General features: G+C 36.0%; 26 protein-coding genes. 6 read left to right on the top strand and 20 right to left on the bottom strand.

The features are described 5' to 3' along the window. Nucleotides 1–342 precede the first annotated feature (342 nt). Nucleotides 343–819, top strand: coding sequence for an N-acetyltransferase (locus tag VIG73_RS14165; protein ID WP_414648421.1), 477 nt, complete (start codon nucleotides 343–345; stop codon nucleotides 817–819). A 67-nt stretch (nucleotides 820–886) separates the two neighbouring features. Here the strand turns inward: VIG73_RS14165 and VIG73_RS14160 are convergent, their stop codons facing one another. The 4 genes from VIG73_RS14160 to VIG73_RS14145 all read right to left on the bottom strand — a co-directional run bounded on the left by VIG73_RS14160 (nucleotide 887) and on the right by VIG73_RS14145 (nucleotide 3057). After that, nucleotides 887–1363: an RsfA family transcriptional regulator gene (locus VIG73_RS14160; protein ID WP_331643143.1), complete on the bottom strand. Its 477-nt coding sequence runs from the start codon at nucleotides 1361–1363 to the stop codon at nucleotides 887–889. 67 nt (nucleotides 1364–1430) lie between these two features. Beyond that, nucleotides 1431–2219 (bottom strand): enoyl-CoA hydratase/isomerase family protein, encoded by a 789-nt coding sequence (locus tag VIG73_RS14155; RefSeq protein ID WP_331643140.1) that lies wholly within the window; start codon nucleotides 2217–2219, stop codon nucleotides 1431–1433. An 88-nt stretch (nucleotides 2220–2307) separates the two neighbouring features. Beyond that, on the bottom strand, nucleotides 2308–2481 hold the full coding sequence (rpmF, locus tag VIG73_RS14150; protein WP_146935500.1) for a 50S ribosomal protein L32: 174 nt from the start codon (nucleotides 2479–2481) through the stop codon (nucleotides 2308–2310). A 36-nt stretch (nucleotides 2482–2517) separates the two neighbouring features. Further along, on the bottom strand, nucleotides 2518–3057 hold the full coding sequence (locus tag VIG73_RS14145; protein WP_331643136.1) for a YceD family protein: 540 nt from the start codon (nucleotides 3055–3057) through the stop codon (nucleotides 2518–2520). Nucleotides 3058–3226: 169 nt separating this feature from the next. Between VIG73_RS14145 and VIG73_RS14140 the strand changes: the two genes are divergently transcribed. Continuing rightward, the gene (locus VIG73_RS14140; protein WP_331643134.1) at nucleotides 3227–4441 is read left to right on the top strand and encodes a nucleotidyltransferase; all 1215 of its coding nucleotides are present in this window, start codon (nucleotides 3227–3229) and stop codon (nucleotides 4439–4441) included. 37 nt (nucleotides 4442–4478) lie between these two features. On the opposite strand, the gene VIG73_RS14135 is transcribed toward VIG73_RS14140, so the two are convergent. Then, the gene (locus VIG73_RS14135) at nucleotides 4479–5495 is read right to left on the bottom strand and encodes a SepM family pheromone-processing serine protease (RefSeq protein ID WP_331643132.1); all 1017 of its coding nucleotides are present in this window, start codon (nucleotides 5493–5495) and stop codon (nucleotides 4479–4481) included. A gap of 179 nt (nucleotides 5496–5674) precedes the next feature. On the opposite strand from VIG73_RS14135, the gene ylbJ reads away from it, so the two are divergent. Then, complete coding sequence (ylbJ, locus tag VIG73_RS14130) at nucleotides 5675–6886, top strand: sporulation integral membrane protein YlbJ (RefSeq protein WP_331643130.1); 1212 nt, start codon at nucleotides 5675–5677, stop codon at nucleotides 6884–6886. Between the two features lie 59 nt (nucleotides 6887–6945). On the opposite strand, the gene coaD is transcribed toward ylbJ, so the two are convergent. The 6 genes from coaD to VIG73_RS14100 form a co-directional block, all read right to left on the bottom strand. Beyond that, nucleotides 6946–7431 (bottom strand): pantetheine-phosphate adenylyltransferase, encoded by a 486-nt coding sequence (gene coaD, locus VIG73_RS14125; protein ID WP_331643128.1) that lies wholly within the window; start codon nucleotides 7429–7431, stop codon nucleotides 6946–6948. Next, the gene (rsmD, locus tag VIG73_RS14120) at nucleotides 7432–7992 is read right to left on the bottom strand and encodes a 16S rRNA (guanine(966)-N(2))-methyltransferase RsmD (protein ID WP_331643126.1); all 561 of its coding nucleotides are present in this window, start codon (nucleotides 7990–7992) and stop codon (nucleotides 7432–7434) included. Nucleotides 7993–8311: 319 nt separating this feature from the next. Then, nucleotides 8312–8587, bottom strand: coding sequence for a YlbG family protein (locus VIG73_RS14115; protein WP_331643153.1), 276 nt, complete (start codon nucleotides 8585–8587; stop codon nucleotides 8312–8314). 38 nt (nucleotides 8588–8625) lie between these two features. Next, the gene (locus tag VIG73_RS14110) at nucleotides 8626–9060 is read right to left on the bottom strand and encodes a YlbF family regulator (protein WP_331643124.1); all 435 of its coding nucleotides are present in this window, start codon (nucleotides 9058–9060) and stop codon (nucleotides 8626–8628) included. A 77-nt stretch (nucleotides 9061–9137) separates the two neighbouring features. Beyond that, on the bottom strand, nucleotides 9138–9527 hold the full coding sequence (ylbD, locus tag VIG73_RS14105) for a spore coat protein YlbD (RefSeq protein WP_331643122.1): 390 nt from the start codon (nucleotides 9525–9527) through the stop codon (nucleotides 9138–9140). An 81-nt stretch (nucleotides 9528–9608) separates the two neighbouring features. Then, nucleotides 9609–10661 (bottom strand): CAP domain-containing protein, encoded by a 1053-nt coding sequence (locus VIG73_RS14100; RefSeq protein WP_331643120.1) that lies wholly within the window; start codon nucleotides 10659–10661, stop codon nucleotides 9609–9611. Between the two features lie 208 nt (nucleotides 10662–10869). Between VIG73_RS14100 and VIG73_RS14095 the strand changes: the two genes are divergently transcribed. Both VIG73_RS14095 and ytvI read left to right on the top strand, forming a co-directional pair. Beyond that, nucleotides 10870–11235 carry a YugN family protein gene (locus VIG73_RS14095; RefSeq protein ID WP_331643118.1) on the top strand — a complete coding sequence of 122 codons (366 nt, stop codon included), beginning with the start codon at nucleotides 10870–10872 and terminating at the stop codon, nucleotides 11233–11235. Nucleotides 11236–11388: 153 nt separating this feature from the next. After that, nucleotides 11389–12447: a sporulation integral membrane protein YtvI gene (gene ytvI, locus VIG73_RS14090; protein WP_331643116.1), complete on the top strand. Its 1059-nt coding sequence runs from the start codon at nucleotides 11389–11391 to the stop codon at nucleotides 12445–12447. Nucleotides 12448–12492: 45 nt separating this feature from the next. Here the strand turns inward: ytvI and VIG73_RS14085 are convergent, their stop codons facing one another. The 7 genes from VIG73_RS14085 to cyoE form a co-directional block, all read right to left on the bottom strand. Beyond that, entirely contained in the window at nucleotides 12493–12948 is a 456-nt protein-coding gene (locus VIG73_RS14085; RefSeq protein ID WP_331643114.1) for a DUF420 domain-containing protein, read from the bottom strand. A gap of 32 nt (nucleotides 12949–12980) precedes the next feature. Continuing rightward, nucleotides 12981–13892 carry a cytochrome c oxidase assembly factor CtaG gene (gene ctaG / locus VIG73_RS14080; RefSeq protein ID WP_331643112.1) on the bottom strand — a complete coding sequence of 304 codons (912 nt, stop codon included), beginning with the start codon at nucleotides 13890–13892 and terminating at the stop codon, nucleotides 12981–12983. A 153-nt stretch (nucleotides 13893–14045) separates the two neighbouring features. Next, nucleotides 14046–14369, bottom strand: a complete 324-nt coding sequence (gene ctaF / locus VIG73_RS14075) for a cytochrome c oxidase subunit IVB (protein WP_331643110.1) — start codon at nucleotides 14367–14369, stop codon at nucleotides 14046–14048. A gap of 3 nt (nucleotides 14370–14372) precedes the next feature. Then, nucleotides 14373–14996, bottom strand: a complete 624-nt coding sequence (locus VIG73_RS14070; protein WP_331643108.1) for a cytochrome c oxidase subunit 3 — start codon at nucleotides 14994–14996, stop codon at nucleotides 14373–14375. A gap of 2 nt (nucleotides 14997–14998) precedes the next feature. Further along, nucleotides 14999–16870 carry a cytochrome c oxidase subunit I gene (gene ctaD, locus VIG73_RS14065; RefSeq protein WP_331643106.1) on the bottom strand — a complete coding sequence of 624 codons (1872 nt, stop codon included), beginning with the start codon at nucleotides 16868–16870 and terminating at the stop codon, nucleotides 14999–15001. Nucleotides 16871–16906: 36 nt separating this feature from the next. Further along, nucleotides 16907–17962, bottom strand: coding sequence for a cytochrome c oxidase subunit II (gene coxB / locus VIG73_RS14060; RefSeq protein ID WP_331643104.1), 1056 nt, complete (start codon nucleotides 17960–17962; stop codon nucleotides 16907–16909). A 58-nt stretch (nucleotides 17963–18020) separates the two neighbouring features. After that, the gene (gene cyoE, locus VIG73_RS14055) at nucleotides 18021–18953 is read right to left on the bottom strand and encodes a heme o synthase (protein ID WP_414648419.1); all 933 of its coding nucleotides are present in this window, start codon (nucleotides 18951–18953) and stop codon (nucleotides 18021–18023) included. 528 nt (nucleotides 18954–19481) lie between these two features. Here cyoE and VIG73_RS14050 point away from each other — a divergent pair. Then, entirely contained in the window at nucleotides 19482–20402 is a 921-nt protein-coding gene (locus tag VIG73_RS14050) for a heme A synthase (RefSeq protein ID WP_331643102.1), read from the top strand. A gap of 36 nt (nucleotides 20403–20438) precedes the next feature. Here VIG73_RS14050 and pyc read toward each other — a convergent pair whose 3' ends face one another. Continuing rightward, a complete protein-coding gene (gene pyc, locus VIG73_RS14045) occupies nucleotides 20439–23882 on the bottom strand; it encodes a pyruvate carboxylase (RefSeq protein ID WP_331643100.1) in 3444 nt (1147 codons plus the stop codon). Continuing rightward, nucleotides 23870–25060, bottom strand: coding sequence for an FtsW/RodA/SpoVE family cell cycle protein (locus tag VIG73_RS14040; protein WP_331643097.1), 1191 nt, complete (start codon nucleotides 25058–25060; stop codon nucleotides 23870–23872). The genes pyc and VIG73_RS14040 overlap by 13 nt, the downstream gene beginning before the upstream one ends. Nucleotides 25061–25400: the final 340 nt, after the last annotated feature.

Genomic DNA, 25400 nt, shown 5'->3' with positions numbered 1-25400 from the left:
AATATTTTATTCTCCATATATTTATATTATAATATATGAAGAGAGATAAACCACAGTTTCTCAACATTTGACATATTATTTAAGGTTTTTACTCATTCAAGAATTGATCCAAACCAAGTTACTTGAAACGGAAGGCTTACGACTCCTCGGGAAAACATGAGTCTTGAGATCCTAAGAATGAGTTTTTTGCTAGCGAGAAGGCTCAAACCAAGCCATGGAAAGCGTTCGCCTGCAGTAAAAGTAACAGGTGCACTGGCAGATACAATTTTTATGAATAAGTCCGATTGAAAAGGCGATAAAGTTACACCTAAACAAACTTTATGAGGGGGAAAGGAATTGGACATGGTTAAAATTGATAAGCTACTGATTAACTACAAAACATTGGAAGCGTTTAAACATTTTAGGGAGTACGGACATCAAGAACTGTTTATGTTAGAAGAACTTCAATCTAATATGATTGAAAACAATAGTGAATCACCATTCTATGGCATTTATTACGGAGATTCATTAGTGGCTCGTATGTGCTTATATAAAGTCGATAAAAAATACGATGCCTATTTTGATCCGCCACAAGACTATATGGAACTTTGGAAAGTTGAAGTGCTCCCTAACTATCGTGGACGCGGTTATGGACGTGCCCTTGTTAATTATGCGAAAAGCTTCCAACTACCTATTAAAACAAATCCTCGTATTAATTCGCATCAGTTTTGGAATAAGATGGGATTCCAAAAAGCACATTATGATATGGAAAGAGATTTAGGAGAGAATCCACTCATTTGGTTGCCGGAAGGGGTTAAAGAAAAGACGCATGACAAATAAAAATAATATAAACGCTGATGCAACTAATAACCGTGCAGCAGCGTTTTTCTTTTATTACAAAGAATTATTACGATTCTGCTTTTTCTTCAACCCAACGCCATAACTTTTCCATTTCTTTCCACGCATTTTTATAAAGACTTAATTTATTCTGTAATGCTTGATTTTCTTCTTCAAGTCTTTGAACTGTCTCTTCGCGGACATACTGCTCATTTTGCGGAGCACCGTATTGCACTTTTAATTTCTTCAATAATGAAATAGCTGTTTCAATTGAATCTTTGTCTGACTCACCGTTTGCCCCTAATATATGATGTGTATGATTGCCTTTCTTTCTCGCTTCCTTTGCGGCTTCAATTTCATCGCTATACTCTTTCCGTAGTGTGGCATTCCACCGAAAACCACATGCAGCAGATGTACGTGACAATTGATTAGCAACGAGCTTAAAAGCTTCTAATTGTGTTTTACCTTCTTTAATAAAGCGCAGAACGGTTTCTGCTAAAATATGATCTTCTTCTTTTGTCCATGCATCTTGACGTGTGACATACATCCTATCACCCCTTACTTTCTGTTTAGTTTCAGTATATGCAAGAAATAGGTATGATAGAATAGTTGTTTTAATCTTTCAGCTTATGTAATTGTTTACCCTTTAAAAAGTGGTTTACTGCAGTAATATGCTCTGGTGTTTGCCATAATGCAGCACAATGTTTAACTTCTAGCTCCATTTCCCCTATTAACTTATTTAGTGATAGTTTATGTTGATATTGATGCTTTAAGGTTTGCAGTAAATGTCTTGATTTACGTAAGTATGGATCAATGATTTCCTCTAAACAACTCCATTTTGTCTTAGGAATACATTCATGAATCCAACCGTTTTCTTTCAATAGGTCTGCTGAATAAATTCCGCCCTGCAAAAGCCACTGAAAAGCAAAACTCGGATGTACCTTTTCATATAAAATGGCACCACCACCCCAAGCTGGTGTGATTCCTATAGTTGATTGGACAAATCCGAAGCTTGTCCCTTCTTTTGCTATCCGAATATCACATGCAGTCGCAAGCTCACATCCGCCTCCTAAAGCATCACCATTTAATAAACAGATAACAGGAACAGGGAATTCGAGGATTTCTCGTAAAACAGTACTCATTTTTGATAATTTATGAAAGGCCTCATCTTCCGACAAATCAGCATTCAAGTCATTTAAATCCCCTCCTGCTGAAAACATACGTTCATCAGTTCCTGTGATTACTAGGCACTTGATTGGGTTTTCCTTCGCATATTGTAATGATTTATAGAATGAACGCACCATTTCTTCAGATATGGCGTTTCGTTTTTCTGGACGGTCAATCCGTATTAGCCCATATAAATGTTCTTCATTAAAGTGATATATCACATCTCCAGCTTCCAACATATTCCCTCCCGTCTTTAACTCAAGCTTTAACTCAAGAAAAAAACAGATCACTTCAAAGAGTAACCTGTTTTTCTATACATACATTTTATTCTGCTACAACTTCTTTTCCATCATAGTGGCCACATGCTTTACATACATGATGCGGTTTAGTTAATTCTCCACAATTTTGGCATTCTACTAATCCAGGTACATGTAATTTTTTATGAGTACGGCGTTGGTTTTTTACCTTTTTTGATGTTCTTCTTTTAGGTACTGCCACGACACACACCTCCTTTAAAGAAAAGTGTATATATCGTTACTTTTCTTTTTCATGATTCTTAAGTAGTGATTGTAATTTTTTCATTCGGGGATCAATCGTTTGTTCTTGTGATAATTCACTTTTAGAAACGACTTGCCACCCGTGTCCCTCTCGAGGTACATTGTTCTCTTTATCAGCCTCTTCAGAAATCACCCGGAAAGGAATATCTAATATGATATTTTCCTTTATATATGGTGCTAAGTCAAGCACTTCTCCTTGAATAGGATGGATTTCTTCTTCTTTCTCATCTTCAGATAAGTATTGCGAAGTTGAAAAAATCTCTATTGCATTTATATCGAAAGAATATGGTACATCCACTAATGTACGGGCACAAGGTAGTATCATTTCCCCTTGGATACGTAACGTGAAGATAATTTGTTCGCCACGAACGATACAATTTCCTGTTACGTGGGCAGAACCAATATCACGAATATCATCGTATAATTGCTTTAAATCTGAAACGCTGATATCCTCTTCAAAATGAAAAGACCTGTTATTAGCTGTATTTTTTCTTATTTGTGCTAAAGAAAACTTCATTATTATCACCTCAAGGCAACAAGAATAATTTTATATAGAAAATCTCATTTTGTCAATACGAAATATTACTTCTCATATCTTTTATCATTTTAACACATTACATGCGAATATAATTGATTTTTGGTAAACTATTTAAACAGTCACTTTTATCGTACAAGGAGATGGATATATGGAAGCGTGTGGGTTAATCGTTGAATATAATCCTTTTCATAATGGACATCTTTATCATGTAAAAAAGGCCCGTCAAATAACAAAGGCAGATGTGATTATAGCTATCATGAGTGGTTCATTCCTACAACGTGGCGAGCCAGCTATCATAGATAAATATTATCGAGCACAAATGGCATTACAGGCCGGAGTCGATCTTGTCATTGAATTACCTTATGCTTTTGCTGTTCAAAATAGCGAATTGTTCGCAAGAGGCGCTGTTCAGCTTTTACATGCCCTAAATGGTAAACACCTTTGTTTTGGTAGTGAATCGGGGCGAGTTGCTCCTTTTGAAAAGCATTATAAACAAATGAAACAAAATAAAACTCAATATCAGCATACACTTAAAAACATGTTATCTCGAGGTCAATCCTTTCCAAGCGCTAGTAAACATGCGGTAGAGATGATTTTTCCTGAACTGCCACTTGATATAACAAAGCCAAATAATATTCTAGGATTTAGCTATATCAAAGAAATTTTAGATTCCAACTTACCCATTCAACCGCATACGATTAAACGTATTAAAAACAACTATCATGATGTTCAGATAACAAACTCAATAGCAAGTGCGACGAGCATCCGAACAAAGCTAATCAAGCAAAATGAAAAGCATGATGCTATCTTATCAACCATCCCGCACTCATCATATAAGCAGTTAACATATTATAAAGAAAAAACTGGAATATGGCATCATTGGGAGAATTATTTTCCATATTTACATTATAAAGTAACTACGATGTCAACCAATGATCTTGCACAGATTGAAGGAGTCGATGAAGGTCTTGAATACCGTATTAAAAAAACCGCTCCATTCGCGGTCTCTTTTGACGATTGGATGAAACAACTAAAAACAAAGCGATATACATGGACGAGATTACAAAGGATGTTTGTCCATATCCTTACACATACGACAAAACAGGAAATGAACCCGCTAAAAGAACTTAAAAAAATGCCATACATTCGTATTCTAGGAATGAACGCAATTGGACAAACATATTTAAATTCCCAAAGGAACGCTTGTATTGCACCATTTATTTCCCGATATAGCGGAAAAATGCACCCATTATTAACAGTTGAGGAAAGAGCCTCTCGCATCTATTATAGCCCACTTCCTCGCAAAGTACAGAAACAAATGATTTACCAGGAATTTCGCGGTCCAATAATTGACAAAAATTAAAACCGAGATCCTTTCGATAAGGGTCTCGGTTTATATCTTATTTCAATTGTTGTAAATAATGCAATGCGTCATCAAATGTATCAACCGGGACAATCTCCATATCTGTACCGATTTGTTCAGCCGTTTTCTTAGCTAATTCATAATTAGAGCCTTTTCGCCCGTTTTCATTAGCAGCGAAAAAGATGTCACATCCCTTTCGATGAGCAGCAACAACTTTCTTATCAATACCACCAATTCGGTGAACCTTACCATCATAATCAATTTCCCCTGAACCAACGATATTTAAGCCTTTTGTTAAATCCTCCTCAGTTAATTGATCATAGATTTCTAATGCAAACATAAGCCCCGCACTAGGTCCTCCTATATTTCCACTAGAAAAATGGACTTCTGGTTCAACATTCACATGACGATCTGTAACGAGTTTGATACCGATTCCTACTTTTTCCTTTTCTGTATCAAATTGTTCTAAAGTGACTTCTTTTACTAATGATTGATCATCACGAATAAGATCCAGAGATAAAGAGTCTCCCGCTTGTTTCCCTTCAATATACTGAATTAAATCATCGGCTTCTTTTATAGCATGACCATCGACACCAACAATTACATCACCAGACTCAAGTATACCACTAGCGGGCATATCATCGATTACAGAAACGACATAGACACCATTATATTCAATGTTAATCTGTTTCTCCGCTGCCTTATAAGCAACAATAATGGATGCCTGCTGTGAACTTTCCATCATTAACAATTGCGCTTGAAAATATTCCTCATCATCGACTCCTTCAGGAATAACATCTTCAATTGGAACGACTTCTTGATGCGGCAAAAATTTGGCTGCTAAATATTGAATAGGTGTCGCTGGTCCACCTCTAACAGTGACAAGATGCATCTCTCCTTCGCTACTATGTCCACCTTCTACCGAAACAATCGGATTAAGCGGATCGGCTTCACCTGGTTTATAAATATAGTAAGGGAGCTGATATAACGATAAAAACACGGCAATTAATATAGCAATAATAATAGAAAAAATTGACCTTTTAGTGATTTTCATAAATTGACCCCTTCCAATCTTGTTTAACTAACTCCTGATAAAAACTGGCATAATTACTGACAACCTTTGCGTATATTGATAAAGACATGCTCTTACATACTCACTTTTATATTTATATAATACTCATATTTTACTACGAGAAAAAAAAGAAGTACACCTTCAAAGATTTAGGAGGAAATATGTTGATTCAATTGTTTAAAACAATACTTTTATCTAGCCTTGTGCTTATGATTGCCGTTTTGCTCGTTACATTTCCAAAGCAAGCATATGAAGCCAGTCTCCTCGGATTGAGTATGTGGTGGGAAGTTGTCTTTCCTTCACTATTACCTTTTTTTATTACGGCTGAATTATTACTAAGTTTTGGTGTCGTCAAATTTTTCGGTCGCCTTTTGGAACCAATTATGCGACCCGTCTTTAATGTCCCTGGTGTAGGGAGTTTTGCTTGGTTAATGGGGATGGCTAGTGGGTATCCAACAGGAGCTAAAATATCGACAAGACTACGCGAAGAAAAAGAACTTACTCAAATTGAAGCAGAACGACTTGTCTCTTTCACAAATGCCTCAAGCCCTCTTTTTATCTTTGGGGCGATAGCTGTCGGTTTTTTTCATGATGTAAGCCTAGGTTTACTTATCGCTATTTCACACTATGCAGGAAACTTTATCGTTGGATTGTGCATGCGCTTTTATGGACGTTCTAAAGAGAAAGAAACTTTCAGTAAATCAGCTGGTAAATTTAGTTGGAAATTAGCTTTAAAAGACATGCATCAATTTCGTATAAACGATCAACGACCAATCGGGATGGTATTAGGAGACGCTATTATTCAATCAATCCAGACATTAGTTATGGTTGGGGGCTTTATCATTCTATTTTCAGTATTAACAGAGATGTTACACTTAATCCAAATTACACCATTTATTTCTGAAGTGATCGGCTTATTATTCTCTATCTTGTCATTGCCTCTTGAATTAAGTTTACCGTTTATTTCTGGTTTGTTTGAGATTACGATAGGAGTCAATCTTATCTCAAAGGTTAACATTGATTCATTATTACAAAAATTAATTATTGTTAGTTTCATACTTGGCTTTAATGGATTCTCAATACAGGCCCAAGTTGCAAGCATTCTTGCCAAAACAGATATTCGTTTTAAACCTTACTTCTTTGCTAGAATATTACACGGATTAATTGCAAGTATATTAACGATATTTTTATATCAACCACTATACTTGGCTCGAAAACAACCTTTGCCGTCAGATGTTCCTGTCATACATCCAGCAGACGATTATATTTGGTATGAATGGATCATCCAACTAAAACAGATCGGTCCTATATTCACATTAATAAGTCTCTTTGTCGCTTTATCCATCTTACTTAAGCGGGTAAGCAAACGATGAAATAGTCCTGTGTTGTATTCTCAACGCTTTCATTTGAGTTCTACACAGGACGATTGAGATTATAAAAGATTGAATTTCTTCCTAAGTGCTTTTTCAACGTCTTCTGGAACAAGTTCAGAAACAGAAGCCCCATATTGTACGACCTCTTTGACAATACTTGAGCTTAAGAAAGAATACTGGTTATTTGTCATCATAAATAATGTTTCAATTTGGTCATTTAAACGGCGATTCATAGATGTAATTTGCATCTCGTATTCAAAATCACTAACAGCACGTAAACCACGTAAAATAACTTGGGCATTTTTCTTTATAGCATAATCAATTAATAGCGCATCACTGGAATCGGCTTTTACATTTGGTAAATGTTTCGTTGTCTTCCTTATTAACTCTAGACGTTCTTCAACTGAAAATAACGGATTTTTTGATTGATTATTGAAAACAGTAACAATCACTTCATCAAAAACCCGTGCACCTCTTTCAATAATATCTAGATGACCATTTGTGATCGGATCAAAACTTCCTGGACAAATTGCTAATCTTCCCATTTATTCGTTCCCCCTTGAATAGATCGTAATACCTGATGTGTCCCCATAGTGATGCTGTTTTATTTGAAAGAGACCGTTTAGCTCTTGTGGCAGGTGTTCCTTCACATCGTGTTCACAGTATATGTAACCATCTTTTGCCAATAATTGCATGGAAGTAATCGTTTCCAATAATAAAAGATAATTCCCTTTTTTATAGGGTGGGTCTAATAAGATCAACTGAAATGTCAAATCTCTTTTATGAATCGCCTTTAATGCCCTGAATGCGTCATTCCGATATACCTCTACATGCTCAGTAACTTTCAATGCCTTTAAATTATGATTAATTGTCTGAATGGCTTTTACGTGCTTGTCCACAAATATGGCTTCATCCATTCCACGGCTTAATGCCTCGATTCCTAAAGACCCACTACCTGCAAATAGGTCTAAACAACGCCCACCATCGAAATAAGGGCCCAACATATGAAAGATTGCTTCTTTAACTTTATCTGTAGTCGGTCTTGTCATTTGACCTGGTACAGATTGAAGCCCTCTTCCTTTATATTTTCCTGCAATCACCCGCATTTAACCACCCCAAACTACATCACTCGACATTTATCCTACCACAAAGCATCATTTTTTTGCATGTCATAACCCTTTGTAATGCCTATATTTCCCTAAAATTAATGTTTAATTTTAAAAATAAATGTATATATTTTATCTTTATGTCTAAAATAACGAATGAAACAGCTACATAATATAGCTGTTTAGAACACGGAGAAGACTTACACTTCCCCATAAGTTCTCTCCGGTTTCTCCTCTCCCTTTGCCTCTTTGTTTTCTTTGAAAACAAAGAGACCTGCAGAGATTTATTCTGCAGGTTTTTTTATTTCAGAAAAACTCATTATGATGATTTATAATCATATTGTTTCGCTTTATCTGGCATAACATATTCAAATGTTGTACTAACAAACGGCTTGTAGGATCTTTCTACCTTAGATACGAATGGATACTCTAACAATCGCCGCTCAATGTCATCAATTTTATCTTGGTCAACATAGAGTACGGCATATTTCATTCGCTTAGATGCATAAAGCAAGTGGCCGTATCGCCTAATTTTCTTTAAGTTTTTTCTATGTTGAAACCATACAATTATCCCCTGGCGCTCAATTTGCTCCATCTTCATTTTTTACCTCACTTATGACATTTTCATAATCTCTATGATGCTTGACAACCACAACTACCACCGGATCCACAGCCACAAGCCCCATCTATGATCCCATCTTTTGGCACCATGATTTGTTCACTTACACTATGAGCAATGATTTCACTAATGTCATCTAGCAACTTCTGGAACTGTCTTTCGGCGACTTTGAAAGTGGCGACTTTTTCATTTAAGTCCATCTGACGTTTTTTCGCTCTAACCTTTTTCATAATATTATTATAGTCTGGATGATACCGCCCGAAACGCTGTACCTCATCATACGCCTCTTTTATATGAACAAAAGCTTGAATGAGCTCCTGTGCTTCTTGATCATGTACTAAATGGTTGTGCGCTTGTTTATACGTTCTGTACGCCTCTGATTGAAGGATCATATCGCTTATTTGGTCTGCTTTATCAAGTAATTCCATCATGTCTTGATTTACAATCATGGCATCCACCTCCACATCCCATTCTACCATAATCAAGTACACAATATTCGATTTTAATCTGCTTTTATTATTATAACCTAGTCTCTAAAAAAATTGAACATCTGATGTGGACCTGGTTGCCTTGGGGTTGGATCATGTTGACGTTTATATTGATTAATGAGTTGTTGAACGGTTGATAGGGTTTTATTTAATTGACTCACTTGTTGTTGTACTTTATCAAAGTCTATTTGATTCGTTAAGTTCATTATTTGTGTGAAAATTTCAGATTTTTTTCCTTTTGTAACTTCTTCTAATTTTGGTTGCTTAAATTTTTCCCAATATACATCATCTTCACCTAATAAAACCCATTTTTCATAGTATTCTTGCCATGAACGGCCTGTCTTTCTAATATTAGCAATCAGCCTTGGGTGTTTATTAATAAATGCTTTAAATTCTTTTACTGAGGGATCTATCTTCCAAGTACTCATATTACTCACTCCCAACAATCGCATTCTCACATCATCCTACTTTCATGATATGAATTTTGTCGGGCTTATGTGATTATACCACTACGGTTTCCCTAAAAAATTTTGCGTATAATATAATCGATAAACACCCACGCCAAGATGTGTGTATTGTTTATTTAGTAAAGCTTCACGGTGTCCTTCACTATTTAACCAGCCTGCCATTGCCGCAGGTGCATCTGGGTACTGGGCAGCTATATTTTCACCAGCAGATAAATAGAATACATCTTTTTCTTGTAGCCGTTCTTTTAAACCACTTCCATCCAAACGATAATGTGAAAAATACTGCTTGTTCTCCATATCTTTACTATGCGAATAAGCAACCTCACTTACTACACGGTCCCAAACAACATGTCCTACGCCTAATTGTTTACGGAACATATTTGTGATATCAAATATCTGCTCTTCCATCCCTTTTTCTACTTTCCGCCATTCGGCTTCTGTTAATTCTTTAACTGCTGGTAATTGACCACGATACATGATTTCATATGGGCGATGCTTTAGTAATATATCGCCCGTCAAAAGCCGGATAGCTGATAGCTTGTGTGTAAACGTATCAAAATATAATTGCATAAATATGTCATCTGTCATCTTAATTAATGGACGGGCCTCTATTTCTTCATCAGTTAAGCGCAACTGATAACTGTTTAATTTCTCTTCATACGTCACCTTATTTGAAAACGATATATCTTGTTTAATCTGTTTATACGTTTGTCCAATTTTAAGTGGTTCGATTGGAAGGTCTCCAGTTCCATAAACCGTTTTTATCTTGCCTTTCTCAACGCCGAATTGTAAATAAAAATGTTTATTTGAATAGACCCACCAATCATAACCGTAAGCGCTCAAGTCTTGACGATGGGGCTCTCCATATACCTTTTTCAATGATTCAGCATTCTTGCCAATCCAGTCAAATAATGAACCTGTATATTGTTTGTTAATTAACTTTTCTTTCGGTAAGCCCTTTAACTTAACTTCACTTTTCTTTTCTAGTATAGGAAATACTACTAAATTTTGAGACTTGGGATTAATCTCATATACATAAATGAATCCAACAATAACAAATAGCACGATTAAACCGCCTAATTTAGTGTGTCGCAATCTTCGTCACCCTTTCTATTTGATATATTATATATATGGATGAAATGAATAAGATATACTTATATTATAATGAAACTATCAATTCCAATAAATGAAGTAAATGATGCTGATCATTATTTGCCACATGAATCATACCCATATTAATTGCAAGTTATACGTTTTCATACTATGATAATTTAGTAAGGACTAAATTTGTGAGGTGAGAAAAATGAAGTTGGAAAATTTAGGTATAGAAGATTTAACAATTGACCTAAAACCGCTCGATCATGTTATGGGGAAACATGCCTTCATCCGTGCCGGTCAATGGGATTATGAGCGTGTCACATATGATTATAAAATAGGCTCACAAGAAAAAAATATTACATATTATGTCCGTATTCAAGGATATGCCATTGAAGGTGATGTTGACCGTGGGGATGCTGTCATTAAGTTGATGACACCATTACTAGGTAAGCATTACTACCCGCATGGAATTGAATATGGTGAAGAAGAAAACTTCCCAAAAAACCTTATTGAACGTGCTAACAATTTGATAAAGGAAGCAAAAGACGAACTGATTCAATATAAAAAATAACATGATTATGTTAGCATCACTAACCGACTGTTCATCGAAGTAACAGTCGGTTTTTTAGACTAAAAAAGTTAATAAAATATCTGTTCAAATATCAAAATTAATGCTATATTTTTATATATCACTATTAAGAGCAGAAAGGAGTAGACGATTCGATTGTTTCGTAAAATAACTAAACGACATTGGACATTAATCATTTTGTCCATCCTAATCATTTTAACCTTTTATTTTATCTTACCGATATCCGTTCCCCTTGTCGTCGCCTTTATAACGGCTCTTATTTTGAATCCAGCTGTACGCTTTCTGGAGAAAAGATTAAAACTTTCTCGGCAAATATCGGTTATTGTGATTTTCTTACTTTTTGTTGTATTGATTGGTGTGCTTGGGACATTTACAATCATGATATCCGTTACACAAATTGTTAATTTTGTAGAAGATGTTCCGACCTATTTTAAACAGCTTCAACTCATATATCTAGATTGGGAAACACACTTTCGGCAATATGCCCGGAATTTACCTCCTGAATTTGTTAAACAAGTCACAAGTAGTTTACAGGAAAATTTAACAGCTTTGTCAGATAAGGCTCGAAAAATATTTACAATCGATAATATTGCACAACTTGTTTCTAAAATACCACAGTATCTGATTAGTTTAATCGTTTATATTATTGCCTTGTTTTTATTTATGATCGAACTACCAATGCTAAAGATTAGAACGATGGGTTTAATGAAGGATTCAACCGCAGAAAAAGTAAGATTCATGGGCAAAAGGTTATCAGAAGTGATGCTTGGATTTCTTAAAGCCCAGTTTTTACTTAGTTTAATTATTTTTGGAGCTTCATTAATTGGCTTATTCATCATTGCTCCGGATGTGGCGATTATTATGTCGTTAATCATCTGGATTATAGACTTAATTCCAATCGTCGGATCAATTATCATCTTAGGGCCTTGGTCATTGTTTATGTTTTTAACAAATAATGTGTCGATGGGAATCCAACTCGCTATTCTGGCGATTATTTTACTTGCTATTCGTCGGATTGTAGAGCCGAAGGTCATGGGGAAACAAATTGGTCTGTCTCCACTTATTACGCTTATAGCCATGTTCTTAGGTCTAAAACTACTTGGGTTTTTAGGATTTATTCTCGGTCCACTCATTGTAATCACATATCGGTCTGCAAAAGAAGCAAATATTATCAAATGGAATATTAAAATTTAACAACATAAAAAATGTGTGGATATAAAATCCACACATTTTTTCTTTTTATGCCCCAAGGATTGCTTTGATTAAACTCGTTGTGTCTCCACCTTTGTAGAACACATATAATAGAAGATAAACCATTACTCCAGTAATAGCGGTAAAGAACCAAATAACGCTTGTTATTGGGCCAATTTTTTCGTGTTTTGGAATATTTCGTTTAAAAGCTAACACTAATGTCACAATACCAAAAACGGCACCTGTTGTCGCTAATAAAATATGGAAAAACAAGAAGATTGTATAATAGATTTTAATATCATCTGGTCCACCAAAACTTGTATTCCCAATAAAAACGGTTCTCGATAAATAAATAATAAAGAAAGCGAGCGCACTAATTGCTGCGGCTATCATTGTCTTTTTATGAGCCGCTTTCTTTCCTTTAATAATCAGCCGCCATCCAATGGCTACTAAAATAGCACTAACAATAATAAAAAATGTACTAATCGTTGGTAATACTGGCATGTTTTACTTTCTTCCCCTCTTCATAGGTTTTTTTAATGTGTTTCAGGTACATTTGTTGGTATAGGATCTGCTTTTAGTTTATCAGCAGTAAACCACGCACGGAAAATTTGTGTTAGTATGATAAAATATGTGATTTCTTGCATGATCTTCATAATAATACCACCTAGTTGTTGATCATCTAATAAGCTAAGTGGTGAAAACATTTCAGGTCCAGACAATTGTGTAGGTATGTCAGTTAATACATCACCTGGAACACATAGGCTTAAGGCCTGAATCCAAGCACCATGGGCTGTATACGCCTCGTATAATGGTACATCGGCAAAGATAATTAAAGCACATGCTGGTGTAATTAACACAGCATTACCAAATACGTAAAAAATCTTGACTAGTGGTTTTAAACGGTTAAATTCCTTAACAGGTGACATAACAGGCATAAACATAATAAATGCAGCAAACAATAAAATTAATGTACTTATTGTGTGTGCAATTAGAGATGATTTCGTAAAATCAAATACTGGTGGTATGTGATACAAAGAAAACAAACCATTAAAAAGTAAAATTGCTATTATCGGTTTCGTTAAAAGATTTAATATTGGAAAAACAACCGGCTGATAAATGATTTTTTCCCAGATCCATTTCGGTAAGCCTTTAATAACTAAAATCGGAACAGCTAAATATAGTAATGCCATCTGTGTCATATGAAATGTTAACATAATATGTGAAAGTAAATCAACTGGTGACCCTTTAACAACATACAATATAATCATTGCTATATAAAACTGAACTTGCTCGGTTACTGTTGGCTTATCAACATTCGTACCACCAATCTTATGTCGATACGGACCTGTAACAAGGTAATATACAATACTTAGAGCTAAAACAAATAAAAAGAAGTATGGGCTCCATAAAGCACGGAAACCAAATATTTGTAACTCAAGCCACATAATATCATCTCCATAGATGTGAATCGTTTCTCTTAGTATACATCATGTTTACACTATATTCATGTGTTTAATCTGACAAAATAGCGACAGTTTATATAAAAATCAAAAAGAGATCAGGCCATCTTCCTGATCTCTCTTTTAATTCGGGTGGCATTACCACCAAACAGCGGCTACTAAACCAAATACAGTCAAAAATGCTGCCCATGTACCTCCAACAATCATGACTGCGGGTAATGCATGACCTTTATCCTTCATATGCATGAAGTAAAAGAATTGGAAAGCAACTTGGATAGTCGCTAGGATAAACAGAAGAAATACCGCAAAAATTCGATCCATAATTCCACTTCCAACAATTACAAAAGCAATAATTGTCGAAATAATCATTAATGCGAAGGAAATGACATTACGTTTCATTTCTTCCTTATTTTTTTGCTTATGATAATCAGTTAATTGGTTGGTATTGGTGTTGTCTGTCATGTTTTAACCCACCTTTCCCATTAAGTATACAACGGTAAATACAAACACCCATACGACATCAATATAGTGCCAGTATAAGCTAAATGTATTGAATTTCGGTGCGTTGTATAAGTTGAGTCCTCTTCGCGCATTACGAATCATGATGACGATTAACCAAGCGATACCGAATGTAACGTGTCCACCATGGAAGCCAACTAATGTATAGAAGGCAGATCCGAATGCAGAAGAACGGAAAGTAAAACCATACTCAGTAATATAATGTGTAAACTCATAGATTTCTAATCCTAAGAAACTTATGCCTAATAGGCCAGTAATACCAAGCCATAGTTGCATTTTTTTGTAATCATGATTTTTCATATGATACATGGCATATACACTTGTTAAAGAACTTGTTAATAATAGAATTGTCATAATAAAGACGAGTTCCAGTCCGAAGAGCTCTTCGGACGAAGGACCGCCTGCTGTAGAATTTCTTAAAGCAATAAATGTCCCGAACAAACTAGCGAATAGTACGGTTTCACCGCCTAAGAAAAACCATAGACCAAGAAACTTGTTTTTACCTTCAAGGGTGGCCTTTTCAGGTGAATGCGGCAATGATTTCGGGTTAAATATATGATCATGATTCATGTTTATTCAGCCTCCCCTTTTAATTCCTCTTTCGTTATATAATGTCCTACATCATCTTGAACAGATCTAACAAGCATAGTCAATAACGCTATAGCCATTCCACCAAAGAGAGCGATATACCATAATTTATTGTCTGTTTGGTAAATAAATCCGATACCAGCAATAAAGAATCCTAAAGACATAATAAATGGTAAAATCGATCCGTTCGGCATATGAATATCTTTCAATGGATGCGCAGGAATCATCTTTCCATTACCTTCAGTTTTTTCTAACCATAGGCAGTCAAGACCACGAATTAGTGGTGTTTGTTTCCAGTTATAATGTTCTGGAGGTGAAGCCGTTGTCCACTCTAATGTACGACCATCCCATGGGTCATTTGCTGCTTTTTCACCTTTTAACCACACATAAATAGCATTAATGATAAACACGATAACACCGACTGCCATTAAGAATGCACCGATTGAACTAATTAAGTTACCAGTATCTAATCCTTGGTCTTCCAAGAATACCCAGTAACGGCGTGGCATTCCCATTAGGCCGAGGAAGTGTTGAATAAAGAATGTCATATGGAAACCGACAAAGAATGTCCAGAACGTAATTTGTCCAAGCGTTTCGTTTAACACACGGCCGAAAATTTTTGGCCACCAATAAGTTAAACCTGCGAAAATACCCATTACCGTTCCACCAACAATTGTATAGTGGAAGTGAGCAATAACGAAATACGTATCATGATACTGATAGTCAGCTGCTACTGTTGCAACCATGATACCTGTCATACCACCAATTGTAAATGATGGAATGAATCCGATACTCCATAACATAGCGGAGTTTAATTTAACACTACCGCCCCACATTGTTGCGAGCCAGTTAAAGATTTTAATACCTGTTGGAACAGCAATCGCCATTGTTGCAACAGAGAAAATAGTGTTAGCAATTGGCCCCATACCTACTGTAAACATATGGTGAGCCCAAACCATGAATCCTAAGAACGCAATTAACATTGTTGCAAAGATCATGGAAGTATAACCAAAAATACGTTTTTTAGAGAATGTAGAGAATATCTCACTAAATGCCCCGAATACAGGCAAGATTAAAATATAAACCTCAGGGTGTCCGAAAATCCAGAATAAATGCTGCCAAATAATCGTATTACCACCAAGAGCAACATCAAAGAATGCTGCACCAAACATACGGTCAAACTGTAATAAGAAAAGTCCTACTGTTAATGCCGGGAATGCAAATAAAATTAGGATACTTGTAATAAATGTTGTCCATGTGAACAACGGCATCCGCATATATGTCATTCCAGGTGCACGCATGTTAATGATTGTAACTAAGAAGTTAATTCCACTCATTAAAGTACCAGCACCTGCAAGTTGTAGACCCATAACATAGAAATCAACACCATGGCCGGGTGATGTACTTGATAATGGTGCATATGCAGTCCAACCAGCATCTGGTGCTCCACCAAAGACCCAACTTAAATTTAATAATAATCCTCCAAGGATAAATAACCATACACCTAATGCGTTTAAAAATGGAAATGCAACATCACGCGCACCAATCTGTAGTGGCATTATCGCATTCATTAAACCAAGCAATAATGGCATGGCCGCTAAGAATATCATTGTTGTACCATGCATTGTAATGACTTCGTTGTAAAATCCTGCAGAAACGAAATCATTTTCCGGTACTAATAATTGAATCCGAATAATAATCGCTTCAATACCACCGAGGATGAAGAAAAACGCCCCACCGAAAATATATAAATGAGCAATCTTCATATGATCGACAGTTGTTAAATAATCCCACAGTACAGCACCAATACTTCTTTTCTGTGCCTTCGCACTGCTTTCACTAACTGCTATACTCACAGATTAAACCTCCCTAAATCATTCTTATTGTTAATTTTATTTGCCTGCACTATCAGGCGTAACATCTGTTACTTTTAATTGCAAGAGGTACTCTGCAATCTTGTCTGCTTCATCATCATTAAGTTCTGGATACTTTCCAGTCATTAAGTTTCCTGGTTTCATTTCTTCAGGATCTTTTAACCAGTTCACCAGATTTTCTTTTGTAGTTTCTTTGTAACCAGCAATTCTTGAACGGTTACCAAAGTTTGTTAAGTTCGGTCCTACTTGTACTGGTGATGAACCAATGGCATGACATGCCATACAATTATTTTCTTCAAATAAATCTTTACCTTCTTTAGCAACGGCACTTTCTGGTTCATCTTTCTCTGGATCGTAATTTTTCATATCTGCTACCCATTGCTCATATTCTTCTTTACTTACAACGACCACTTTAAAGTCCATTAAAGAGTGACTTGGTCCACATAATTCAGCACATTTCCCCCAATATACACCTTCTTCATAAGCTTCAATATACATTGTGTTGGTGTTTTCAGGGTTGACGTCCATTTTACCGCTAATAGATGGAACCCAGAAAGAGTGGATCACGTCAGAAGAAATCATATTCAAATAAACTTTTTCACCTACTGGAACATATAAGTCCTGGCTCGTTTGAATATCTTCATCTTGATAGTTAAAATGCCACCAGTACTGATTTCCTGTAATATCAATATTTATATGATCCTTACTATCACTTGCATCAGCTAAGTCGAATGAAACAAGTGTTGTTGGGACCGCCATGATTATTACGAGAATAACCGGAATAATAGTCCAAACTGTTTCTAGTGTTTTATTTCCTTCAACTTGTTTCGGAATATAATTCTCCTGGCCTTTTTTTCTGCGGAAGCGAATTAAAACATAAGCTAAAACAATAACAACAACTAAGAATACCCCACCCATAATAACCGTCGTTAGGATAATCAGCTTCATTGATTCATCTGCCCCATATCCTTTAGGTACTAGGGCGGTTAGGTTTTCTTTTCCACAGCCTGTTAAAATGACCGCCATGAGGCCCATTAATATGAGGGCTTTGATTTTACCCATCCAAGCTTTCATTTACTATACCTCTCTTTCTTAATTTCCAAGTGAATGATCTACTCATTTAGAATGACAATTAAAAGGGGAAATCTATAGTTACGACTGCCATTGTAATGAATAGGATTGTCAAATAGTTTAGTGAATAAACAAAAATCATATTTGCCCATTTTAAATCGTTTTTCGAGAAAAATCCACCTATCCCCATGATTAGCCATCCAATATTTAGAACTGTTGCGATAATCAAGAATGCCTTACCAAGGGAAAAAAGAAGAAATGGTAACGGTAATAAACAGGCTATATATATGACAATTTGGCGTTTCGTCATATCGAAACCATAAACTGCAGGAAGCATAGGAACTTGCGCTTTTTTATATTCTTCGCTCTTTTTCATGGCAAGTGCCAGAAAATGTGGTATTTGCCAAATAAACATAATGAGAAACAGCGTTATTGGTACAATATGAAGTTCCTGATTGATTGCCGTCCACCCAATTAAAGGTGGTACAGCTCCTGAAAAACTACCCACAATTGTGTTGAGTGTGTACCTTCTCTTAGACCACATCGTATAAAGAACAACATACGTAAACCATCCAGCAAACGCCCATAATGTTGCTTCTAAACTAACAAATAGCAACAAAACATGACCAATAACAGATAAAGAAACACCAATGAGTAATGCTGATTTCAATGAGATTCTTCCTGTAACAGTTGGTCTTGTTTGGGTACGAGTCATAACGGGATCAATATCAACATCATACCAATTGTTTAAGACAGCACCTCCTGCTATGACAAATGCGGCTCCAATCATTGTTAAAATGAAATGACTCATATTGGTTGTAATCGATTGATTGGTGTAATGAAGTGCTAGCCAAAACCCGACAAAAGTCGTGATTAAATTGGAATTAACGATGCCTATTTTGATCAATGCATTAAGTTCAGCTATCCATGTTGGTTGTTTACCAATCGAAGTGGACTTGGCCCCTTCTTTGGGAGTCGTTTCTGTCTGAATCAATTTGCTCTAATCCCCCCTTCAAATCGCTAGTATAACCAAACATTTTATAAAAAGTTCCAGTGTGATGTAAGACATACTAATCTCAATCATCATTTCACCAAATAGGATAACAGAACTTTTTCTAATAGCTAGTACGCCGTTATACTACTAATACATGATTTCGATTCACATTTTGTTCATTATTGCAGCGATTGTGTCAACATTGTGAAGCCAGAGTTAAGACACAAGAATTGACGCTAAAGTCTTAATTTCATAGTGTTTCTTTATGTATTACCCCTTTTTCATGTTGTCAAATTTAGAATAGCAAAGTTCCCCTACATTATTTCTAGCAAACTCAACGCCTTTTTGCAAGTGTTTTTGCCTTTTTTCACTATGTAAATGGTGGAATGTCATGAATGTGTAACAATTTCGTGATATTAATCACTTTTTAGGGCGATTTGTTTGCTTTATCCTAATCACTAATATTATCATTGAAAACAGATTAAAATTTGTATGAGTTATTTTGTATAGTTGAAGAGAGGCATTTATATGGTAAGAACTTTAAAATGGCTATCTGTTTTAGCCAGCTCAATTATGGTATTTATATTACTCGGCGGTGCTCTTGTTACCAAGACTGAGTCTGGTGATGGATGCGGTAAAAGTTGGCCACTATGTCATGGCGAACTTATCCCATCAGAAATCACCCCAGAACTTCTAATTGAATTAAGTCATCGACTCGTTTCCGGCATCGGTGGAATAGTGATTCTAGCACTTGCCTATCTAGCCTGGAAACATCTCAGACATATTCGTGAAGTAAAATTTCTTTCTATATTATCGGTTGTTTTTCTCGTTTTACAAGGATTAATCGGAGCAGCAGCTGTTGTATGGGGGCAATCTGATTTTGTTTTAGCACTTCATTTTGGTATTTCACTTATTTCATTCGCCTCTGTTTTTTTATTAATGTTACTTATATTTGAAGTTGATAAAAAGTTAGATACATCTAGCTTAATCATTCGTAAAAAACACCGAATAGAAATATACTTGTTATCAATATACACACTGATCACCGTCTATACTGGAGCGCTGGTTCGTCATACTGAAGCGAACTTGGTTTGCCGAGATTGGCCATTTTGTTTTAATAATGCTCCACTGAATATAGCTAGTTTCAGCTTTGAACAATTTGTACAGATGGGACATCGATTAACAGCTGGTATTCTTTTAGTATGGACCATTTCATTATTTTTAAGACTCATAAAGTCTTATCGTGATAATCAGTTCATGTATTGGGGTTCCATAACGATGATTATTCTCATCGTTCTACAAGTCATTTTTGGAGCTTTGATTATTTTCACCCTATTGAACCTAGGCATTGCCCTATTACATGCATTAGTCATTTCATGTTATTTTGCATTATTGTGCTATTTTATTTTACTTGCATCACGAAGTATGTCCTTAGAAAAAAACAAATAAAAAAAATCAGGAGCAGTTCATCCGCTCCTGATTTTTTTATTTTAATTCAATTAATAAATCTCCTACAGATATAGCATCTTGTGCTTTAACATGTATTTCCTTAATGACACCTGAGAATGGGGCTTGAACAGTTGTCTCCATTTTCATCGCTTCCGTGATCATTAAATAGTCACCTTTTTCTACCTTTTGCCCTTGTTCACACATCACTTTGATTACAGTACCTGGCATCGTTGCACCGATATGATGCTCGTTTCCTGGATCTGCTTTAGGCGTTGTTGCCACAGTCGATTCTATACTTTTATCTTCTATAATAACTTCCCTTGGCTGTCCATTTAATTCGAAGTATACAACTCGTGTCCCATTCGAACGTGGTTCTGATATAGAAATAAGCTTAACAAACAAGGTCTTTCCTTTTTCAATTTCGACTTCTATTTCTTCACCTAGACGCATTCCATAGAAAAATGTTGGCGTATCAAGCGTAGACACATCACCATATTGTTGTTGGAATTTATGATAGTCCATAAATACTTTCGGGTAAAGTGCATGTGCAATTAAGTCGAAACTCGTCACTTGACGGTCCAATTGCTTAAAGAGCGTGTCCCTCATCTGTTTGAAGTCAACCGGTTCTAACAATTCCCCAGGCCGCTTTGTAATCGGCTCTTTCCCTTTTAATATAATTCGCTGTAGTTCTTGAGGGAAACCTTGGTACGGCTGACCAAGATAACCTTGGAAAAACTCGATGACCGAATCTGGAAAGTCTATTGTTTCACCTTTCTCATAGACGTCATCTTCTGTTAAATTATTTTGCACCATGAATAGTGCCATATCACCGACAACCTTCGATGACGGTGTGACCTTAACAAGGTCTCCAAACATATCATTTACACGGCGATACATCGTTTTTACTTCATTCCATCGGTCACCTAGTCCGACTGCTTTTGCTTGTTGTTGCAAATTACTATATTGACCACCTGGCATTTCATGCATGTATATTTCAGTATGTGGAGAGTTCATCCCACTTTCAAACGGCTTATAATAATCTCTTACATGATGCCAGTATTGTGACAATACTTCATATGCTTCAATATTCATATTTGGCTGTCGCTTTGAGCCACCAAGTGCGTAAACTAATGATTGCGCACTTGGTTGTGACGTTAAGCCAGCCATTGAACTACATGCGACATCTACTGCATCAACACCGGCATCTATTGCGCGTTTGTATGTTAATATCCCATTTCCGCTAGTATCATGCGTGTGTAAATGGATTGGCAAATCAACCGTTTCTTTGAGAGCTGTAATAAGCTGGTATGCCGCTTCTGGTTTTAATAAACCTGCCATATCTTTAATTCCGAGAATATGGGCACCATTAGCTTCTAATTGTTTAGCTAAATCCTTATAATAAGATAGATCATATTTACTTCTCGATGAATCAAGTATATCCCCTGTGTAACAGATTGATGCCTCAGCTATTTTTCCACTTTCCCGAACTGCTTTAATAGCAGGAACCATATTATCAACCCAGTTTAAGCTATCGAAAATACGGAAGACATCAATACCTGCATGTGCACTTTTTGATACAAATTGTTCAATTAAATTATCTGGATAGTTCTTATATCCGACGGCATTACTTGCTCGTAATAGCATTTGGAAAAGTATGTTTGGCATTTTTTTACGTAATTTCAGCAACCTTTCCCAAGGGTCTTCTTTCAAGAAACGGTAAGCTACATCGAAAGTTGCTCCACCCCACATCTCAACTGAAAATAGATTCGGTAATAACTTTGCAGTAGGTTCAGCTATATTAACTAAATCCTTCGTACGGATACGTGTTGCTAGTAACGATTGATGTGCATCGCGGAAAGTTGTATCTGTAAACAATACTTCCGACTGCTCTTTCATCCATCTGGCAACACCTTCTGGACCATGTTCATCCAATATCTGCTTCGTTCCATTTTGAAATGGAAGTGAATTAGTTTGCTTTGGTATTGGCAGCGGATCAAAATGTGGTTTTTCTTCCTTAGTCAATCCTTCAAATCCATTAACCGTTGTATCGGCAATATATGTTAACATCTTTGTTCCACGGTTTTTCCGTTTAGGAAATACAAATAGTTCTGGGCTTTCATCTACAAATGTTGTGTTATACTCTCCAGATAAAAACTTCTCATGAAGCATAACGTTCTCTAAAAATGGGATATTCGTTTTTATGCCACGAATTCGGAATTCACGTAAATTACGGACCATTTTTTGAACAGCTTGTTCAAAACTAAGCGCCCAAGTCGATACTTTAACCAAAAGTGAATCATAATAAGGAGAAATTTCGGCCCCTTGAAAACCATTTCCTGCATCCAATCGTACTCCAAATCCACCACCTGAACGATAGACATTAATTTTTCCTGTATCTGGCATAAAATTATTAAGTGGATCCTCTGTTGTTACCCGTGATTGAACGGCATAACCCCATGTTTTTATATCTTTTTGATGTGGAATATCGACAACAGAACTATGTAATGGATGTCCATCGGCAACTTTAATCTGTGTTTGAACGATATCAATCCCAGTTATCATTTCTGTTATCGTATGTTCAACTTGAACACGTGGATTAACCTCTATAAAGTAAAATTCAGATCCTGTCACTAAAAACTCGACAGTTCCTGCATTTACATAGCCAACATGTTTCATAAGTTGGACCGACGCATCACAAATCTTATGCCGTAATGTTTCGGTAATCGATATACTAGGTGCGACCTCGACAAGTTTTTGGTGGCGACGCTGAATCGAACAATCTCGCTCATATAAATGAACGATATTACCTTCCTCGTCACCTATGATTTGCACCTCGATATGTTTCGGGTTTTCAATAAGCTTTTCGACATAAACTTCATCGTTACCAAATGCCGCTTTAGCTTCTGATTTCGCTCGTTCATAGGCTGCTTTTAAATTATTCTCATTTCGTACAATCCGCATACCGCGGCCGCCGCCACCTAAAGTTGCCTTTATAATAATTGGATAGCCATGTTCTTTTCCAAACGCTTCAACTTCTTCAACGGAATGAACAGGGCCATCACTTCCTGGAATAACGGGTATGCCTGCATGAATTGCTTGTGTTCTGGCACGCACTTTATCACCGAACATATGTAAATGTTCACTTTTTGGCCCGATAAAGACGATTCCTTCTTCTTCACAGCGTTTCGCAAACTCAATATTTTCTGATAAGAAGCCATATCCTGGATGGATTGCATCGACATCTACTTGTTTGGCAATTTCTATAATACCTTCAATATCGAGATAGGCATCGATTGGTTTTTTCCCCTCACCAATGAGATAGGCTTCATCTGCCTTATATCGATGATAGGATCCTGTATCTTCTTTTGAATAAATAGCGACCGTACGAATATTTAACTCTGCACATGCTCTAAAAATACGAATAGCAATTTCCCCACGGTTAGCGACCATAATTTTCTTTAATCGATTTAACTTGACCATTTTCTTCCCCCTCTATAAGTGACAAATTTATTATTCTGTACATGTTGAACTGGTTTACTATCGGCGGAATCTTGTTCATCTTTCTTTAATGTAGACGCAATATTATTCAATATTCCCATAGAAACCATTAAAATTAACAAAGAAGATCCTCCATAACTAACAAAAGGTAAAGTTATCCCTGTAATAGGTAAGATCCCACTGATTGAACCGAGATTAATAAACGTTTGTATACCAATCATAGAAGATATGCCTACAGCTATTAGGGCGCCAAAACTATCACGACATTTTAGTGACACATAGAGTCCACGCAACACAATAAGTGCGAGTAACCCGAGAACAAGTAATACACCTATTGTTCCGAGTTCCTCAGCAATAACAGCCATAATAAAGTCTGTATGAGCTCCAAATAAAAACCCTAATTTCTGGACACTTTGACCTAATCCCTCCCCAGTTATTCCTCCTCCACCAATTGCTAGATAAGATTGTATCAAATGGTGTCCAGCATTTTCCGGATCGGCAAATGGTTGATATGCACCTGTAAATCTGGAAATTCTTTCTTCTGTAACCATGGATGGGATAGCAGCGGCAACAACTAAAATGCTTACAAACCCAAGTAAAATAATATGTTTATAACGCATCCCCGAACTAAATATAATGGCGCAGGCAACGAGAAACGTCGTCACTGCCGAACCGATATCTGGCTGTAGCACAATTAATGCCAAAATAAACGCGGTTAGAATTAAGGGCGGAAGTACCCCTTTCCTAAAATCATCAATATAATGTTGTTTTTTCGAATATACAGAAGCTAAATACAAAATGATACCTAATTTTACAAATTCAGCAGGCTGGATCAAAACTGGACCAACCGATATCCATCTTGTTGCATTGCCTCGTGATGTTCCAAAAAGCAACACGCCTAACAACATAGCTAAAGCAATGACGACATTCCATACCATATACTTTTCATATTTCTTATAAGGAATCACTGAAAACAGGATAAATCCTACCAAACTTATAACAAACCATTGAGCTTGCTTCACTAAATAGTAAGTGCTTTCATGACCTTCTACTACCGCTGTTACCATACTAGCACTATAAATCATAATAATCCCAAAGCTAGCCAATACAATCGGTGAAAACATTAAGATATAATCATAATTCTTTAGTTTTTTAAACATGTGCATCTCTCCGACCCATTAAAACTATCATCGTGAAAGAGAAATTTTAATTAGTATAGCACATTTAATATTAGTATAACATATTAAATTGCAGATACATCAATTAAAATTTCAATTTCATTTAGGTTGAACTTATACGCTATTATACCATGATTATCAATGAAAAAAATTAAAACTAACGACTTCTTTTTTCACAATTCTATGTAAGAAAAAAGCATATACTTTATTTATTATTTTGCTAGTCTTTAGTAAAATGTTTGCAAGTGATTCAGCCATATTGATTAAAAAAAACCTTGCCCAATTCCGAAATAGGCAAAGTTTAATTAATTATCTAAGCACT

The organism is Cerasibacillus sp. (genome assembly GCF_036516575.1).
Lineage (GTDB): Bacteria > Bacillota > Bacilli > Bacillales > Amphibacillaceae > Cerasibacillus.
Note: the sequence above shows the minus strand (reverse complement) of the source record. Positions and strands in the feature narration are given on the sequence as shown.